A 15,918-nucleotide genomic window follows, 5' to 3' on the forward strand; every position below is an offset into this window, starting at 1 on the left:
GCTAGAAGCTAGAAGCTAGGCAAATTAAAAACAGCACTACTGGTTATTCCGGCTTATGCTGTCAGTAATTTAAGGTTAAGTAAAATCTAACTGTCTTATGGCGATAAGCAAGTTATTAATGGCTTCAACATCATTGGCATATTGTTGTTGCCATAGCGTCATCTCTTCGCCAGTTAATTTTTTATCTATGGCAGGGAGTTCAGCGGGTAGTAAATTTAGCAATGTTTGAAATTCATCGTGATCAATTTGCGCGTATGCCGCGTCAATACGTTCAGCTAGCTGGTCTTCAAGCCCATAAACATTTGCCATGTAAGTTTCAATGTTAAACTCCTCTTGGGGGGGGGCTGTTTGAGCCTCAGCATCTCTGTTTGACTCCACAGTAGGAGCTTCTGGTTCAATGATAGGACTTTCAACATCAGAATCGTAAAAGTCTAATCCTTCCATCGCCGCAAAATTTAGATCCTCTAAATTAGTATCGAGTTCTAGTTCGTTTGCAAGCTCAGTGTCATCGATAGGCTGCAAATCATCGAGTAAAGAATCCAAATCAGCGGGTAAACTGCGAAGTGCCAACTCAGTGAGGCAATTCGCATTGACGTACAAATAGTGAAATGTTTGTTTAGCAATCATTATTTTGCGCTTATATGTTCATTGACTACAAATTTGACGCCGCTGATAATGCCCATGCCGTTCCTAAACCTATGGTCATCGGAGTAATATTTCGGCTAATAAAGGCGAGTGAATTTGCCGCTAAAGTGCGCAGTGTAGACAACATTTTTGACAAAATTCTTTTTATAATACCAGCAGTAAAGTCAGAACCTTCTACGGCTTTAATGCCCGCCCAAACAGCCGCATGTTTAAGTAAAGTAAAGATTTTTTGACCCAATACTTTTAATTTATTGAGTCCCTTTAGTAATATTTCAGCCAACAAATCAACAGCTGTTAGTCCTAATATTAGTACTGAACTGATACTTTTTAACACATGACTAAACAGTTTAAACAATATCGATAAGGTTTTTGCTGAAGCATAAGCCACCCAGCCTGCATCATTAGTATCATGTAATAACCATCGCGAAATAAGCGCGTTATCATGATCTACTGCGTTCGAGGCTCTACGCACCTGATCCCAGCCTAACAGCCCCACAGAATTAATGTATTCTCGCATATCATGATTTGCGGTACTTAATAGCTTTCCGGTGGGTGACAACATCGTCATATTGTTGGGATCGTTAGGTCTTGGTTGCAAATGTATATAAGGGTAAGGTGCAATCAACGAGATTGGATCAAGGTCATGACTGACTCTATATATGTTGTCTACTCCAATCGCCTTTTCTATGGACGAATAGGTATTTAAGCAACCTACTCTGGGACTACCAAAGGTATAGAGTTTTACGTCTTTTCTGGAAGACGCAATATCAGCCGCTATTAAAGTAGCTACTGCTCCGCCTAAACTATGGCCGACGCAGTGCACTACGTCTGCTTGCGAAATTAAAGTGGTGTCTCTTTTAAGACTAGTTTGTATACTATCAAACGTGCGTTTAAACCCTTTATGCACTGCACCAAAACTGCCAAAAGGCGCCGCGGCTGCGCGCAAATCAGTGATAATGTCTGGCGCTCCACTCATCTCAGGGCGGGTGCCACGACTGGCTATTACAAGGTGTTTTTTACCGGCTGCTTGGTAGGTTAAGGTGTAACCAAAACCCGAACTGGTACCAAAACCAGTAGTCGCAGTATGCACATTGCCTAATTTTGAAGACGCCATCGCGGTAGATTGCAATGACGTATTAGCATGGCCTCCTGTTCCAGCGTTCCCAGAACCAATCACTCGGTTGTGGATGTTTGCTCTGGATTCCACTCCTGCAGTGGGTTCATTGTTTATCCAGTCTTTTAAGGTGAAGTAGCTATTTGTCGCAATATGTGCCGCTTCTTTGGGGGTAAGGGTGTCAGCAATGGGCATTTCAAACTCCGTTTGAGCGAGTAAGCAATAACTTTACGTCGCTGCGTTAATTGATTAAAACCTTTGACAGATCTAATGACCAATAAAATGTCTTTGGATCTTTGTTATTACGATTGTCTATTGTGTGTAAAAGTAACTTTTTATCAACAACTTGCCACTGTTCGATATTACCGTCATTTATACTAAGTTTGAGAACTTCGATGCCTTGAGGGTAGTGATCCGAGAACAGGACAATATTGTTAAAATAATTGTGATAAATCTCAGCAGACTTTCGTTTTGTCTCGCTGTAGTAAAGTAGAATTGACTCGCCACTTTTTAGGTCTTTCTTTTCAAAGTATTTATCTAAATTTTGGGCATTTGATTCTGCTTCTGAAAAAAGACTAAATTGTTTATTCCCCACGTCATATAGATAAAGCGCTATTTTTGAACGAGGGTCGTAATAATTGACCGCTACAAGTAATTGCTGTTGTGGTAAACACGTTAAATCCACCACGCTGTAGTTTATCCAGTTGTTAGAAGCAGTGCTGAGTTGGTTGGTGGTGACTTTTCTAATGGGCTTAAGGGAGTGCATTGAATCGAGCTCCCAAACATCGAAACGGGCGCTTTTTTGATCGTTGACCAGCGCTACAGGAGAGGATGATTCACATATAAAGGCAGCTTGCGCCGTTTCTATGTAACCTTCACTCTTGGTGAGAGTGATTGACGCTTCCCCTTGTACCTTTGCTTTTATGGCACTTGTGGTTTGACTTCCGGTTTGATTGGAGTCAAAAGGCAGGCTAGTTAATTCAGTTAATTTGGAGTCTAAAGAAGCATGCACAACAGTAGCTGTAGCTTTGTCTTTAGAAAAAAAGGAAAACATATCAAAGCTCCATGCATTTGCAGTATTTAAAATAAGAATACCGGCAATTAAGGTCAGAAGAAACGCTACCACCTTTGATGATCGTTTAATCACGATTGCCTCTCCTTAAGAAACCTGACTATCATTCTGGACATAATCAATCATCATGTTTGAATTTCAACCCATTTAAACTAGAACGATAAACTATCATCACTTTTCATACAAAGCTATTTTGTAAATTTTACTATTTATCCAAATTGCTCTAGATAGTGACTGACTATTGGCTAAAGGAACTTTTTTTTATTGCGCGGTTATTTTTAGCAAGAATCACCAGCAATATGCCACCTAGAATGACGATTGCGGATATTGCTAGATGCAAATCAATAGGTTCATTTACTAAGACTATTCCTCCTAAAGCAGCCCAAATTGGTACTGATAGTTGGGATACTGCGGCAATACTGGGTTTTAATTTAGGTAAAACTTGATACCAAAGGGTGTAGCCCACTCCAGAGGCTAAGGCGCCTGATGCAATAGTGTAAAGCAGTCCCTGGGTACTAATATTCATATCAAAATAAAAATAGGAGTAGATCAAACCAACAATGGATATGGGAGTCAGCCGAATAAAGTTACTAGCGGTATCGTATAATGGCTTAGTTGACCTTGCCCCTATTAAGCTATACAAACCCCAAGCAATGCCTGACAAAATCATTAACAAACAACCCATCATGCTTGGCTTTTCAAGTTCTGGAAATACAAAATAAACAAATCCAACTAGTGAGAGTAATATACCAATAGTTTCTTGCACCCCCATTTTATTACCTGCTAACCAGCCCTTAAAGAGCATGGTGAATTGAACTGCAGCGAATAATATTAGCGCTCCAGTTGCAGTGCTTAGAGAGATATACGCATAAGAAAAGCCCGCAGCGTAAATAAATAAAAACAAAGCCCCAGCGTGGCTACCATGGTGGTTCATTTTGCGAATGACTGATTTGTCTCTGACAATAATAATGATTGCTAAAATTAGTGAGGCACTGAGTAAGCGAATTGCGGTGAAATCTGCAGGGTTAACTTGCTCTGCATTTAATGCCAAACGGCATAATACAGAATTGGCTGCAAAGGCAAGCAAAGCTAAGAGGGTTAGGACCATAATGCGGATTGGACTCATACTACATTAACAACCAAGTAGCCGAGCCCAAAAATGCAAATATTCCCACAACGTCGGTGATGGTTGTTAAAATAACACTACCGGCAAGGGCAGGATCAATTTTTAATTTTTTCATTATGAGAGGTAAACTTGCTCCGGCTAGCCCCGCAGCGACCATGTTGATCATCATGGCAAACGCAATCACCGCGCCTAACATCAAGTCTTGTTTCCACAAGGCAATGACAGATGCAATCAGTATCGACCATATCAGTCCATTTAAAAACCCAATGGCAAGTTCTTTACTAACCAACCATCTAGCGTTTGCCGAATTAACGTGGCCCAATGCCATCCCACGTATAACTAGGGTAAGGGTTTGATTACCTGCTACGCCACCCATGCTAGGTACTATGGTATTGAGAATAGCCAACACTGCTAGCTGACTTAAGGTTGCTTCGAATAAGTCACTGACGGCTGCTGCCATAAGGGCTGTTACTAGATTCACTCCCAACCATATCGAACGACGTTGGGTACTTTTGACTACTGGTGCGAAAGTGTCTTCTTCATCGTCCAAGCCAGCCATGCTCATCATAGAGTGTTCGGCATCTTCGCGAATAATATCCACCACATCATCAATGGTGATACGACCTAATAATTTGTTGTTTTCATCTACTACCGGTGCTGATAGCCAGTTGTAACGTTCAAATAAACTCGCGACTTCATTATCCATCATGGCTGCGGGAATGGCTTCAGAACTCTTAATTAGTGACTCGATAGGGGTGTCCGCGGCCGCAGTAATCAGCCGAGTGAGTGCTACACCACCCATTAGTTTGTCATCACGATCTACCACATATAAGGTATCTGTATGCTCTGGCATATCGCCTTTAAGACGCAGATATCTCAAAATTACATCTACATTAATACCCGGTCGAAGTGTAATGGCATCGGTATTCATGATAAAACCTGCGGTTTCATCACCGTAAGATAATCCTAGCTCAGCCCGTACTCTATCTTGCTCGTCCATGGCAGCTAATAAATCTTGTGACACCTCTTGTGGTAAACCATGAAGAGTATCAACAAGGTTATCGGTGTCCATTTCTTCTAACGCATCAGCAACCTTATCAGGTAGCATTGTTCTGATAATGCCATTACGTACATCATCAGACAGTTCTTCAAGCACATCACTGTATAGATCAGGTGGAATCAGTTGCCAAATATCCAAGCGATTGCGGCTGCGGCTCGATTCCAAAAGCAAAGCAAGATCACCAGGTTGCAACTGATGCAGCATATCTTTGGCAAGCTCTGTTTGACCACTACCTAAGGCTTCATTGATATCATGAAGTTGGTTGTGACTGCTTTTGGCTTCGAAGGTATGTGGCATGATTTAGATAAAATTACTCATTTGAATAAGATAGGGTGTTGTTAGATATTTTTATTAGGATGGTAGTTTAATCTATGCTTACTAGTTGATCAGCACATATTTCACTTTAGAGTGGGAAATATACTTGGCAATCAAAGTGAAAAAGTTAATCCGAACATTCAAGATAAAATAGGTAGCCGTGTAAGCCAATATAGAAACAAAAATTCACTTTAAGCAGTTAAATAAAATCACTATTCTTCTTCGTTAAACTTAGTCGCAATCAATGTTTCTACTGCATCTAATGCCGCCTTTGCATCTTTACCTGCACAGACTATTCGGACTTCTTTACCTTGATGACTCTCAAGCATCATTAATCCCAGAACACTATTTGCTGACGCTTGTTTATCACCTTGATGTAAAGTAATTTCGGCTTCAAACTTATTGGTTAACTGTACAAGTTGAGTCGCCGCCCGCGCGTGTAAACCTAACTTGTTAACAATCACAACTGTTCTTTCGAAACTAGGCATAAGATTTCTATACTCTTAATAACGGTTTAGTTAGCGGTTTAACTCACGATGCCGAATTTGCACATCAGGGTGTGAATCGGTGAAGGTTTTCGCTAGTGTTTCTGTCACATAAACAGAGCGATGTTGGCCACCTGTGCAACCTATAGCCACAGTCACATAACTGCGGTTATTACGTTCTAAATGGGGCAGCCAAGTAGAAATCAGGTTTTGAATTTGCCAAATAAACTTTGTCACTATGGGTTGTGAGCCTAAGAATATCTGCACAGGTGCGTCTAAACCCGTTAAGTGTTTGAGGTCAGGTTCCCAGTGAGGGTTAGGCAAAAATCGACCATCAAAAACATAGTCTGCATCTTTGGGAATGCCATGTTTAAATCCAAAAGATTCGAATACCAATACTAACCTTGAGCTCTTTTTACCTAGAATACGTTCGCGAACTAATTCTGCTAGTTGGTGAACTGATAGTTGATCCGTATCTAAGTAGAGGTCAGCTCGTTCTGCAATAGGTGCCAGTAATTCACTTTCTGAACGAATTGCTCCAGCTAAAGATTTATTTTGTTTTGATAAAGGATGTAAGCGCCTAGTCTCGCTAAATCGTTTGATTAATACATCATCACTTGCATCTAAATAAAGTATAGTCATGTCCCACGTTGACGGCAGGTAGTCCAATATTTCTACTAACTCATTGGGGTTTTTGGGTAAATTACGTACGTCGATACTCACCGCAACTTGATCGTATTCATCGACAACAGTGTGAGTTAATGTAGGTAAAAGATTGACGGGGATGTTATCAACACAATAATAACCAAGATCTTCAAGGGAACGCAGCACAATTGATTTACCTGAGCCGGAACGTCCACTAATTATGATGAGTTTCATTTAGTCCAGCGCCTCAAATAATTCTTCATTGGTTTTAGCATGACGCATACGACCTAATGTTTCTTTATTATTCAGTTTTGTTGCTATGGCTGCCAAAGTGCCTAAATGTTCGGAGGCTTTATTTTCGGGTACTAAAATAGCAAAAAACACGTCAACTGGCGCATTATCTATGGCGTCATAATCGATTGGTTTTTCGGTAGTGACTACAATAGCAATGACATTTTCTAGATCTTTTAGGCGACCATGTGGTAACGCAATGCCATTACCTATGCCTGTACTGCCCATTTTTTCTCTACAAGTCAGGCTAGACAATATAGTCGCTTGATCAATATCTATTAAATATTGATTAGCAATTTGGCTGATGAGTTCAAGAACTCGCTTTTTGCTGCTTCCCTGAACTGCACACAAAGTGCAGTCAGGGTGTAGAATATTTTTAATTTCCATTATGGATTCTAATTGTAGTTAACCGTTACTGCGATTAATGGCGCTTAATTTTTTCCTTGTGCTTAATCACTTGTCGGTCAAGTTTATCGATTAAAGCATCTATTGCTGCGTACATATCTGAATGCTCAGACGTTGCAAACACCTCCGTTCCACTGAGGTGCAATGTGGCTTCAGCTTTTTGGTTTAGCTTCTCCACGTTTAGGATCACATATACGTTGTTTATATGATCATAATGTCTTTCTAGTTTGGTAAATTTGTTGTCGACGTAGTCTCTTAAAGAATCTGTAATATCTACATGATGACCGGTAAGGTTAATTTGCATATCGCCTATTCCTTCTTCAATTAGCCTAAAGTAGGCTCTTACGTTGGTTTGACGGTGGGATCATTAATGATTCCCGGTATTTTGCTATTGTTCGCCGCGCCACCATAATACCTTGGTCGGCCAACAATTGTGCAATCTTGCTGTCACTCAAAGGTTTACTGGGTTTTTCTGCTGCCACTAACTTCTTAATCAATGCTCTAATAGCAGTTGATGAACATTCTCCGCCAACATCTGTGGCTACGTGACTCGAGAAAAAGTATTTCAGTTCAAAAATACCTCTCGGAGTATGCATATATTTTTGAGTGGTAACTCTTGAAATAGTGGACTCGTGCATATCTACCATTTCTGCTACATCGTTTAGTACCATAGGTCTCATCATTTCAGGACCATGTTCGAAAAAGCCCATTTGTTGCTGGACTATACAATTAGACACCTTTAGTAGGGTTTCGTTGCGACTTTCGACACTTTTAATAAACCACTTAGCTTCTTGTAAATGTGAACGAATAAATTGGCTATCTGAAGAGCTCTTAACACTTTTGCTCATTGCTGCATATTGCTGGTTTACATTAAGTTTAGGCAAACTGTCAGGATTGAGTTCTACTGTCCAACGACCGTTTTTCTTAGCCACAGAGACATCTGGGATCACGTATTCGGATTCTCCCGTTACTATAGCGGTGCCGGGCCTAGGATTAAGTGTTTGCAATAAACGCATCGCTTCCCGCAACTCTTCTTCCTTAAGACGGGTTTTACGCATAAGGGTGCGGTAATCTTTACTTCCTATAAGATCGCAGTAATCAGTAATTAACATTTTGGCTTCTTCTAACCAAGGCGTATCGGGGCCAAATTGTTGTAGTTGTATCAGTAAACATTCTTGCGCACTGCGTGCTCCTGAACCAACTGGGTCAAACATCTGAATACGTTTTAGTACTACTGCCACTTCGTCCAGTTCAATATCTTCATCATCCATACTGGCGAGCACTTCTTCGATGCTGATTGTCAAATAACCTGCTTCATCGATGGAGTCGATAATCGCAATGGCTATTGCAATATCAGTGTCGCTAAAATGCGTTAAACGCATTTGCCACAACAAATGATCTTGGATGTTATCGGTGGTTTCACCTTGAAAAACTTGGTCGTCATCACCTGCTGAACCGGCACTACTCATAGACGCGGGGGCCGATGAAGTACTCAAGTATTCATCCCAAGTGCTGTCTAAAGGTAAGTCTTCTGGGATGTCATTATTTTGCAGCGCATCACCGCTTTCGACACTATCTACATTAACTTCTACTTGTTCGCTTGCAGTATCATTGCTGTCAGCGCTGTGATTGGTTTCAAGTGCTTTTTCACCGTTAGAAGTATCGTTTTGCTCTTCTACCTCTAATAAAGGATTGGAATCTAACGCTTCTTGGATCTCAGTTTGTAAGTCCAAAGTAGATAGCTGCAACAGCTTAATTGCTTGCTGCAGTTGTGGTGTCATTGTAAGTTGTTGGCTAAATCTTAACTGTAAAGAGGGTTTCATTTACTTCTTATGTCTAATCTGTTGTTGTTATCAGCCGAGTTAAACTCTTCATTTTAGAAATTACAGCTTTGTTGTCTAAGTAGTCTCACTTCAATTATTTAGAAATACAATAATTGCCAAGCAAGTCTACTTTTTAGCTGTGCCGAAATTTCAATACCTTGAAATAATCTTGAGCTTAACTATAGCCTGAATTGTTCACCTAGGTATACATCTCTTACACGTTGATCACTCAAAACTTCTTCCGCAGTGCCAGATGCTATTAATTCACCATGGCTAACTATATATGCTTTTTCACATACATCTAGAGTTTCTCGGACGTTATGATCGGTAATTAGTACCCCTAGCCCTCTATCCCTTAATTGTTGAATTATTTTTTTAATGTCGTTGACCGAAATAGGGTCTACACCCGCAAAAGGTTCGTCTAATAATATAAACTCTGGGTCGGCAGCTAACGCTCGGGCGATTTCTACTCTTCTGCGTTCACCGCCAGATAAACTCATCCCTAAACTATTACGAATATGGTTGATATTAAATTCGTCTAATAATGCGTCAGCTTGCTGTTCCCGCTGTTCCTTAGAAAGTTCTTTGCGAGTTTGCAATATAGCCATCAGATTTTGATACACGGTTAACTTTCTAAATATTGACGCTTCTTGAGGTAAGTAACCTATCCCTTGCCTGGCCCGAACATGCATAGGTTGTAAAGTGAGTGATTGTTGATCAATATAAATGTCGCCTTTATCTAAAGGGACCAGGCCAACAATCATATAAAAAGTAGTGGTTTTCCCTGCGCCATTTGGCCCTAATAAACCTACAATTTGGCCAGTTGTCACCTCAATACTGACATCCCGTACAACTTGTCTTGATTTGTAAGACTTGGCTAAATGTGTGGCTTTTAAAACGGCCATTAAGGTTGCTTATCCTGTGGTTTTGTTTCGACTTCTTTGGGTTTTGATACTGGCTGGAAAGTTGTGATAACACGGCCACTATCTTGATCGCTGCCTTGGGCTATGATTTGCTCAAGTTCCATATTAAATTTAATCGATTCACCTTTCACACTACTGGAATTTTGTTTTATTTGTGCACTTCCGTCTAAAGAAAGTGAACGAGTTTGGCGGTGGTATTCAATTTTGTCTGCTTGTGCAGTAACTATACTGCCATCTTCTTGTTGTTGAGAGTATTTGGCTGGTTTGCCTGTCGCAATAAAAATTTCGTTGCCTTCACCTTTGCTGGCATCGATCTGTAATTCATCGGCACTAATTTTTAATGACCCTTGTTGAATCACAACATTACCTTGGTACGAAGCCCTTTTGGCAATGCCATCAGCATTTTGGTACAAGGAGGCTAGCTCAATTTTCTTAGTAAAATCGTCTTTTCCAGCATGAATGTTAGCTGAAAATAATAAGGTCGCTACAAAACTAGCGCTGTATAGACGGTTGGTAAACAGTTTTAACATGGTCTAATAACTCATATCTTTGGGTTTCTAGGCTAGCGGTAAAGCCATTACTTTTTATCACGTAATTGGGGCCAACAATCTCGACCGCTTGATCAGAATGTATGGTTTTGTCTTCCAAATTAACTTCGACAAAATTGGTACGAATCACTTGTATATAGCCCTGTTTATCAAGGCTGGTAATTTCAACGTTGGTTTCAAACTGAATGCGTTGATCTTCATACAAAGTACCTTCTTGTGCTTCTACTTTCCATGGGTGCAGTGACTGTGCGAACAATAAATAATTAGGTTGCTTAAACAAAGTGAACCCAAGTAAATCAAAATGTTCCATTTTTTGCGCAAACACCTGATGGTTTATTTGGCCTAGTTTATCATACAGTGTACTGCGCATTTTACTTGCTTGGTAATTCGGAACCCAAGCTTCTTCTGTTTGCGAGTCAATTAATACTTCCTCATCAGAAAGCCATCCAGGCAAACTCAAGGCTAAAGCTAAAATAAATAATATTGCGATACATAAGGTAACGCGATTCATATACTCGCGCCGTGAATAGTATCTAATTGTCCATGGGCAAGAAGAATTAAGTCGCATAATTCACGAACCGCCCCAAACCCTCCTTTTGTAATAGTGTTATAATGAGCATGCGCGGCTAAAACAGGGTGTCCATCCTGTACACAAATATTACAGTGAGATACGTGAAACATGCCCATATCTGGCATATCATCACCAATTGCAGCGGTTTCACTCATGGCAATACTGAGTTTCTTTTGTAAGGCGCGTAAGGTGGGTTGTTTATCTTCGCAGCCTTGGTAAATATGTTGCACACCTAAAGCGGACATACGCTTTTCTACCATATTTGAGCTGCGTCCCGTAATAACTGCAACTTGCACACCTATTTTTTGTAACGCCTTGATCCCGTATCCATCCCTTGTATGAAATGCTTTAAGCTCTTCACCATCTTGACCCATGTATATCCGACCGTCTGAAAACACTCCGTCGACATCACAGGCTAAGAGTTTTATTTGCCTTAGTTGCATGATGAATGTTTTATCAATCGGCCCATAGGGCGTATCTAACGCTGACATTAAATTATCCCCGCTTGAAGTAGTAGCTGCATATTGATTGCGCCTATAGGTTTGCCTGTTGAATGGGTAACAAACAGCGAACTTATCTTATGTTTTTGCATTAAAGACAGTACTTCTGCTGCAAGCATTTCAGGTTTGGCGGTTACACTGTTAGGTGTCATTATTTGCTGAATTTGGGTTTTATGGATATCGATTCTATCGTCAAGCACCCGACGTAAATCGCCATCTGTGAAGATACCTATCAGTTTTCCATTTTCATCTATTACCCCAGCCATGCCTAAAGCTTTCTGGGAAATAACCAATAAAACTTCACTTAAGGTTTGCTCTCTTGTTACTAAAGGTAAAGCCGACTCTTTGACCATTACGTCTTCTAATTTAAGTAACAGTTTCCTGCCTAGTGAGCCTCCGGGGTGAGACAAAGCAAAGTCTTCCGATGTAAAGCCCCTAGCATCAAGTAAGGCAACAGCCAAGGCATCACCCATAACTAAAGTGGCGGTGGTACTAGAGGTAGGGGCAAGGCCAAGTGAACAAGCCTCCTGCTCGACTTTGATACATAGGTTAATGTCGGCGTATTTTCCTAGGGAGCTGGAAGAATTTGATGTCATCGCAATAATAGGGACACCCATGCGTTTTACTACCGGGATTAAAGCTAAAAGTTCGCCAGTTTCGCCTGAATTAGAAATCGCCAATAAAATATCTTGGTCGCTGAGCATACCTAAGTCACCATGATTGGCTTCCGCGGGATGCATGAAAAAAGCAGGTGTACCGGTACTCGCTAGTGTGGCCGAAATTTTGTGGCCAATGTGACCCGATTTACCCATCCCACAAACAATAACTTTACCTTTGCAAGTTAAGATTAGTTGACAAGCTTGCACAAAAGCGTCGTCAATATATTGCTCCATCTGCGCAATTGCCCGTTGTTCAATTTCCAATACTCTCAGTGCAGATTGTTTAATCATAGTGTGATTCAAACGTCGCTATATTAACTAAATAACAAATATTGATAGCCTAAGAAGCATGATACTAAGCAAATGCCTTCGACGCGATTTATACACCTACTTCCTTTTAAGTTAAAACTAAATATCAGTAATAATATGGTTAATCCAAGCATCACATAACTGTCACGGACCGCGGCGTTTTCGTCTATTACGCCTGGTGCTATAAGTCCTGGCATAGCCAATACAGCCAAAATATTAAAGATATTTGAGCCGATTATGTTGCCTAATACTAAGTCGTCTTCACTTTTGAGGACACCGGCTACGCAGGCAGCTAATTCTGGCAAACTGGTACCAATGGCAATAATAGTCAGTCCAATCACTAATTCACTTAAACCAAAATATCGAGCGATTATCTCCGCTGAATTCACCATGTAGTGGGCACTTAAAGGCAAAAGAATCATTCCCACAACTAGCCAAATGATTGCTTTAGACGTAGGTACGCCAGAAGGAATTTCACTTTCTGTTTCGGGTTGTAATAGATCGCCTTTTTCCATATTAAAAGACACCCAAGTTAGGCCTCCTATGACAACAAAAAACAAGATGATCAAAACTAACCCTTCAATTTTGAGCAATAGAAAGTCTGAAAGGAAATACACAGCTAGTAAAGTTACTAGCAATAACACAGGCATTTCTTTTTTTAAGGTACTTGACGCAATTGATAGGGGTTTAAGTAGCGCAGTAAATCCCAATACTAAGGCAATGTTGGTTATATTGGAGCCTAAAGCGTTGCCAACTGCAGTATTGGTATTGCCATTAAAAGATGACGTAGCGGCTACCATAATTTCTGGTGCTGACGAACCCATTGCGACTATAGTGAGGCCAATAATCATAGGCGAAACGCCAATATTTTTCGCGAGTACCGAGGCGCCAAAAACAAATCTATCTGCGCCCCAACTTAAAACGATAAGCCAAATCAGGAAATAACAAGCTTCTAAAATCACAAAATTTCACTTCTAGTTGAGTTACTTTCAATTGTCGCAAAAAGCCAAGGCTTTGCATATGAATGTTAAAATAAATTAGTTTGGTAATATTATGGCTGTTTAAGAGGTCTAGAAACAACGTAAATAAAACTTAATTGGATATATGCATCTACAAGCAAGAAACCAAGTAGGTAAAGTATATTTGATTTAGGATACAATGGCGCTAGACCCTTAGGTGATTTCAAGCCATTTTTACCCAATAGATTAGTGTTAAGCTGATATTCAGTAACAATTGTATTAAATCTATATACCTTGTTACTTTTTGTCTTTGTTATTTCATGCAGAAAACTAATACAATAGTCGCTCTTACAGTCGGGTTGTTTTTTGACCTAGTCGCAATTAGCCAAAGTGGAATGTTCCTATCGTAATGGAAAATTTGATTGAAATTAATAATCTAACCTTTAGTAGAAGTGGTCGAATTATATACGATGATATTTCACTTCAGATTAAAAAAGGTAAAACTACCGCAATAATGGGCCCAAGCGGAATTGGCAAAACAACTATGTTGCGTCTGATGGGGGGCCAATTATTGCCTGATAAAGGTGATATCAAATTTAAGGGGGAATCGATCCCTAACATGCGCCGCAATCGATTATTTGAAGTGCGTCGACAAATGAGTATGTTGTTCCAAAGTGGCGCATTATTTACCGATATGTCGGTGTTTGATAATATTGCGTTTCCGCTTAGAGAACATACTAAGTTATCTGAATCCACTATTTATACAGTAGTTATGCTGAAATTACAGGCTGTTGGTTTGCGTGGCGCAGCAGATTTAATGCCAGCGGAACTTTCTGGTGGTATGGCCCGACGAGCCGCTCTGGCAAGGGCAATTGCTTTAGATCCTGAATTAATCATGTATGACGAACCTTTCGCAGGTCAGGACCCCATATCAATGGGAGTATTAGTTAAGTTGATTAAAGCCCTAAATGATGCATTACAACTAACCAGTGTTGTTGTTACGCATGATGTGACTGAGGTGTTAACTATTGCAGATTACATTTATATTCTGGCAGAGAAAAAAGTGATTGGCAGCGGTACTCCAGAACAAATAAAAAACAGTGATTCACCCTTGGTACAGCAGTTTTTGCAAGGTCAGGCAGATGGTCCAGTACCTTTTCATTATCCAGCTAGCGATATTGCTCAGGAATTTTTGGGTCGTGCATCATGAATTGGTTAATAAATTTAGGAGCTAGCACCCTTAATCGATTAGAAATGTTCGGTCGTGCCACTCTTATGCTTTTTGGAGCGGTTGTTGCCAAACCTCAACCTTTAAAATTGATACCACTGACAATCAAGCAGATTCACGTAGTAGGCGTGCAGTCATTGCTAATAATAGTGGTGTCGGGTTTATTTATTGGCATGGTGATGTCATTGCAGGGATACACCATTTTAGTCAGTTATGGCGCTGAGGGAAGTCTTGGGCCTATGGTGGCCTTGTCCTTATTGAGAGAGTTAGGCCCAGTGGTTACCGCATTGTTGTTTGCTGGACGAGCAGGTTCGGCACTCACCGCTGAAATAGGTCTGATGAAAGCAACAGAACAACTAAGCAGTTTAGAAATGATGGCTGTTGATCCTTTACGTCGAGTCATCGCACCGCGTTTATGGGCTGGCATTATTTCTATGCCCATGCTCGCACTTATCTTTAGTGCGGTAGGTATATTAGGTGGGCACTTAGTCGGTGTTGATTGGTTAGGAGTCGATTCAGGCAGTTACTGGTCTATCATGCAAGCGACAGTTGATTGGAATAAAGACGTGGTGAACGGCATCATAAAAAGCATTGTGTTTGCTTTTGTGATCACCTGGATCGCCACTTTCAAAGGATACGATTCTATCCCCACCTCTGAAGGGATAAGTAAGGCAACAACAGAAACCGTGGTGTTTTCTTCGTTAGCGGTACTTGGGCTAGATTTTATATTAACCGCATTAATGTTCGGAATTGAGTAGAGGAAATGGCAATGAAATCTAAGAAAGCGGAATTACTAGTAGGTGTATTTGTAGTCTTAACTATTGCAGCAGGTCTGATGTTGGCACTTAATGTGGCTAATAATAGTATGTCGGGCAGTGATGATACTTATACCTTGTACGCTAAGTTTGACAATATTGGTGGATTGAAAGTCCGTTCAGCAGTGAAGGTGGGGGGAGTGACCGTAGGCAGAGTTGACAACATTTCGCTTGGCAGCACGGATTTCACACCAATAGTGACAATGAGTATCCTGTCAGAATTTGATCAATTTCCGGAAACTAGTTCGGTATCTATACTTACCTCTGGTTTATTAGGCGAACAATATATTGGATTTCAGCCAGGTTTTGCGATGGAAGGCATTGAAAGCTTGGGGCAGGGGGACTACATCGAGGACACTAAATCTGCGTTAGTGTTAGAAGATCTTATCGGTCAATTTTTATTTAGTAGCAACGACGGCTAAGCG

19 protein-coding genes are annotated in these 15,918 nt (G+C 40.6%); 3 read left to right on the forward strand and 16 right to left on the reverse strand.

Translation table 11 applies throughout. The features are described from left to right. Nucleotides 1–75: 75 nt before the first annotated feature. The 16 genes from KO534_RS02610 to KO534_RS02685 form a co-directional block, all read right to left on the reverse strand. The gene (locus tag KO534_RS02610) at nt 76–627 is read right to left on the reverse strand and encodes a hypothetical protein (RefSeq protein WP_215926924.1); all 552 of its coding nucleotides are present in this window, start codon (nt 625–627) and stop codon (nt 76–78) included. Between the two features lie 25 nt (nt 628–652). Next, the gene (locus tag KO534_RS02615) at nt 653–1,954 is read right to left on the reverse strand and encodes a lipase family protein (protein ID WP_215926926.1); all 1,302 of its coding nucleotides are present in this window, start codon (nt 1,952–1,954) and stop codon (nt 653–655) included. A 46-nt stretch (nt 1,955–2,000) separates the two neighbouring features. Further along, nucleotides 2,001–2,906, reverse strand: coding sequence for a hypothetical protein (locus KO534_RS02620; RefSeq protein WP_215926928.1), 906 nt, complete (start codon nt 2,904–2,906; stop codon nt 2,001–2,003). Nucleotides 2,907–3,069: 163 nt separating this feature from the next. Continuing rightward, nucleotides 3,070–3,957 (reverse strand): DMT family transporter, encoded by an 888-nt coding sequence (locus KO534_RS02625; protein ID WP_215926930.1) that lies wholly within the window; start codon nt 3,955–3,957, stop codon nt 3,070–3,072. 1 nt (nt 3,958) lies between these two features. Beyond that, nucleotides 3,959–5,314, reverse strand: a complete 1,356-nt coding sequence (gene mgtE, locus KO534_RS02630) for a magnesium transporter (RefSeq protein ID WP_215926932.1) — start codon at nt 5,312–5,314, stop codon at nt 3,959–3,961. 230 nt (nt 5,315–5,544) lie between these two features. After that, nucleotides 5,545–5,820 (reverse strand): HPr family phosphocarrier protein, encoded by a 276-nt coding sequence (locus KO534_RS02635; protein ID WP_215926934.1) that lies wholly within the window; start codon nt 5,818–5,820, stop codon nt 5,545–5,547. Between the two features lie 30 nt (nt 5,821–5,850). Next, nucleotides 5,851–6,696 carry an RNase adapter RapZ gene (gene rapZ / locus KO534_RS02640; RefSeq protein WP_215926936.1) on the reverse strand — a complete coding sequence of 282 codons (846 nt, stop codon included), beginning with the start codon at nt 6,694–6,696 and terminating at the stop codon, nt 5,851–5,853. Next, on the reverse strand, nt 6,697–7,140 hold the full coding sequence (gene ptsN, locus KO534_RS02645; protein WP_215926938.1) for a PTS IIA-like nitrogen regulatory protein PtsN: 444 nt from the start codon (nt 7,138–7,140) through the stop codon (nt 6,697–6,699). Nucleotides 7,141–7,174: 34 nt separating this feature from the next. Beyond that, nucleotides 7,175–7,462 carry a ribosome hibernation promoting factor gene (gene hpf / locus KO534_RS02650; RefSeq protein WP_215926940.1) on the reverse strand — a complete coding sequence of 96 codons (288 nt, stop codon included), beginning with the start codon at nt 7,460–7,462 and terminating at the stop codon, nt 7,175–7,177. A gap of 25 nt (nt 7,463–7,487) precedes the next feature. Continuing rightward, nucleotides 7,488–8,981, reverse strand: coding sequence for an RNA polymerase factor sigma-54 (locus KO534_RS02655; RefSeq protein ID WP_215926942.1), 1,494 nt, complete (start codon nt 8,979–8,981; stop codon nt 7,488–7,490). Between the two features lie 179 nt (nt 8,982–9,160). Next, nucleotides 9,161–9,886: an LPS export ABC transporter ATP-binding protein gene (gene lptB / locus KO534_RS02660; RefSeq protein ID WP_215926944.1), complete on the reverse strand. Its 726-nt coding sequence runs from the start codon at nt 9,884–9,886 to the stop codon at nt 9,161–9,163. Beyond that, complete coding sequence (gene lptA / locus KO534_RS02665; RefSeq protein WP_215926946.1) at nt 9,886–10,434, reverse strand: lipopolysaccharide transport periplasmic protein LptA; 549 nt, start codon at nt 10,432–10,434, stop codon at nt 9,886–9,888. Before lptA ends, lptB begins: the two co-directional genes overlap by 1 nt. Beyond that, nucleotides 10,397–10,963: an LPS export ABC transporter periplasmic protein LptC gene (gene lptC / locus KO534_RS02670; RefSeq protein WP_215926948.1), complete on the reverse strand. Its 567-nt coding sequence runs from the start codon at nt 10,961–10,963 to the stop codon at nt 10,397–10,399. The genes lptA and lptC overlap by 38 nt, the downstream gene beginning before the upstream one ends. Further along, nucleotides 10,960–11,514, reverse strand: a complete 555-nt coding sequence (gene kdsC, locus KO534_RS02675; protein ID WP_215926951.1) for a 3-deoxy-manno-octulosonate-8-phosphatase KdsC — start codon at nt 11,512–11,514, stop codon at nt 10,960–10,962. The genes lptC and kdsC overlap by 4 nt, the downstream gene beginning before the upstream one ends. After that, nucleotides 11,514–12,473 (reverse strand): KpsF/GutQ family sugar-phosphate isomerase, encoded by a 960-nt coding sequence (locus tag KO534_RS02680; RefSeq protein WP_215926953.1) that lies wholly within the window; start codon nt 12,471–12,473, stop codon nt 11,514–11,516. The genes kdsC and KO534_RS02680 overlap by 1 nt, the downstream gene beginning before the upstream one ends. Nucleotides 12,474–12,496: 23 nt before the next feature. Further along, nucleotides 12,497–13,453: a calcium/sodium antiporter gene (locus KO534_RS02685; RefSeq protein WP_215926955.1), complete on the reverse strand. Its 957-nt coding sequence runs from the start codon at nt 13,451–13,453 to the stop codon at nt 12,497–12,499. A gap of 406 nt (nt 13,454–13,859) precedes the next feature. Between KO534_RS02685 and KO534_RS02690 the strand changes: the two genes are divergently transcribed. From KO534_RS02690 to mlaD, 3 genes are read left to right on the forward strand one after another with little or no spacing between them, the layout of a single operon-like run. Beyond that, a complete protein-coding gene (locus tag KO534_RS02690) occupies nt 13,860–14,660 on the forward strand; it encodes an ATP-binding cassette domain-containing protein (protein WP_215926957.1) in 801 nt (266 codons plus the stop codon). Beyond that, a complete protein-coding gene (gene mlaE / locus KO534_RS02695) occupies nt 14,657–15,436 on the forward strand; it encodes a lipid asymmetry maintenance ABC transporter permease subunit MlaE (RefSeq protein WP_215926959.1) in 780 nt (259 codons plus the stop codon). The genes KO534_RS02690 and mlaE overlap by 4 nt, the downstream gene beginning before the upstream one ends. Before the next feature lie 11 nt (nt 15,437–15,447). Further along, nucleotides 15,448–15,915, forward strand: coding sequence for an outer membrane lipid asymmetry maintenance protein MlaD (gene mlaD / locus KO534_RS02700; RefSeq protein ID WP_215926962.1), 468 nt, complete (start codon nt 15,448–15,450; stop codon nt 15,913–15,915). The last annotated feature ends 3 nt before the right edge of the window (nt 15,916–15,918 follow it).

Source organism: Paraglaciecola arctica (assembly GCF_018861065.1).
Lineage (GTDB): Bacteria > Pseudomonadota > Gammaproteobacteria > Enterobacterales > Alteromonadaceae > Paraglaciecola > Paraglaciecola arctica_B.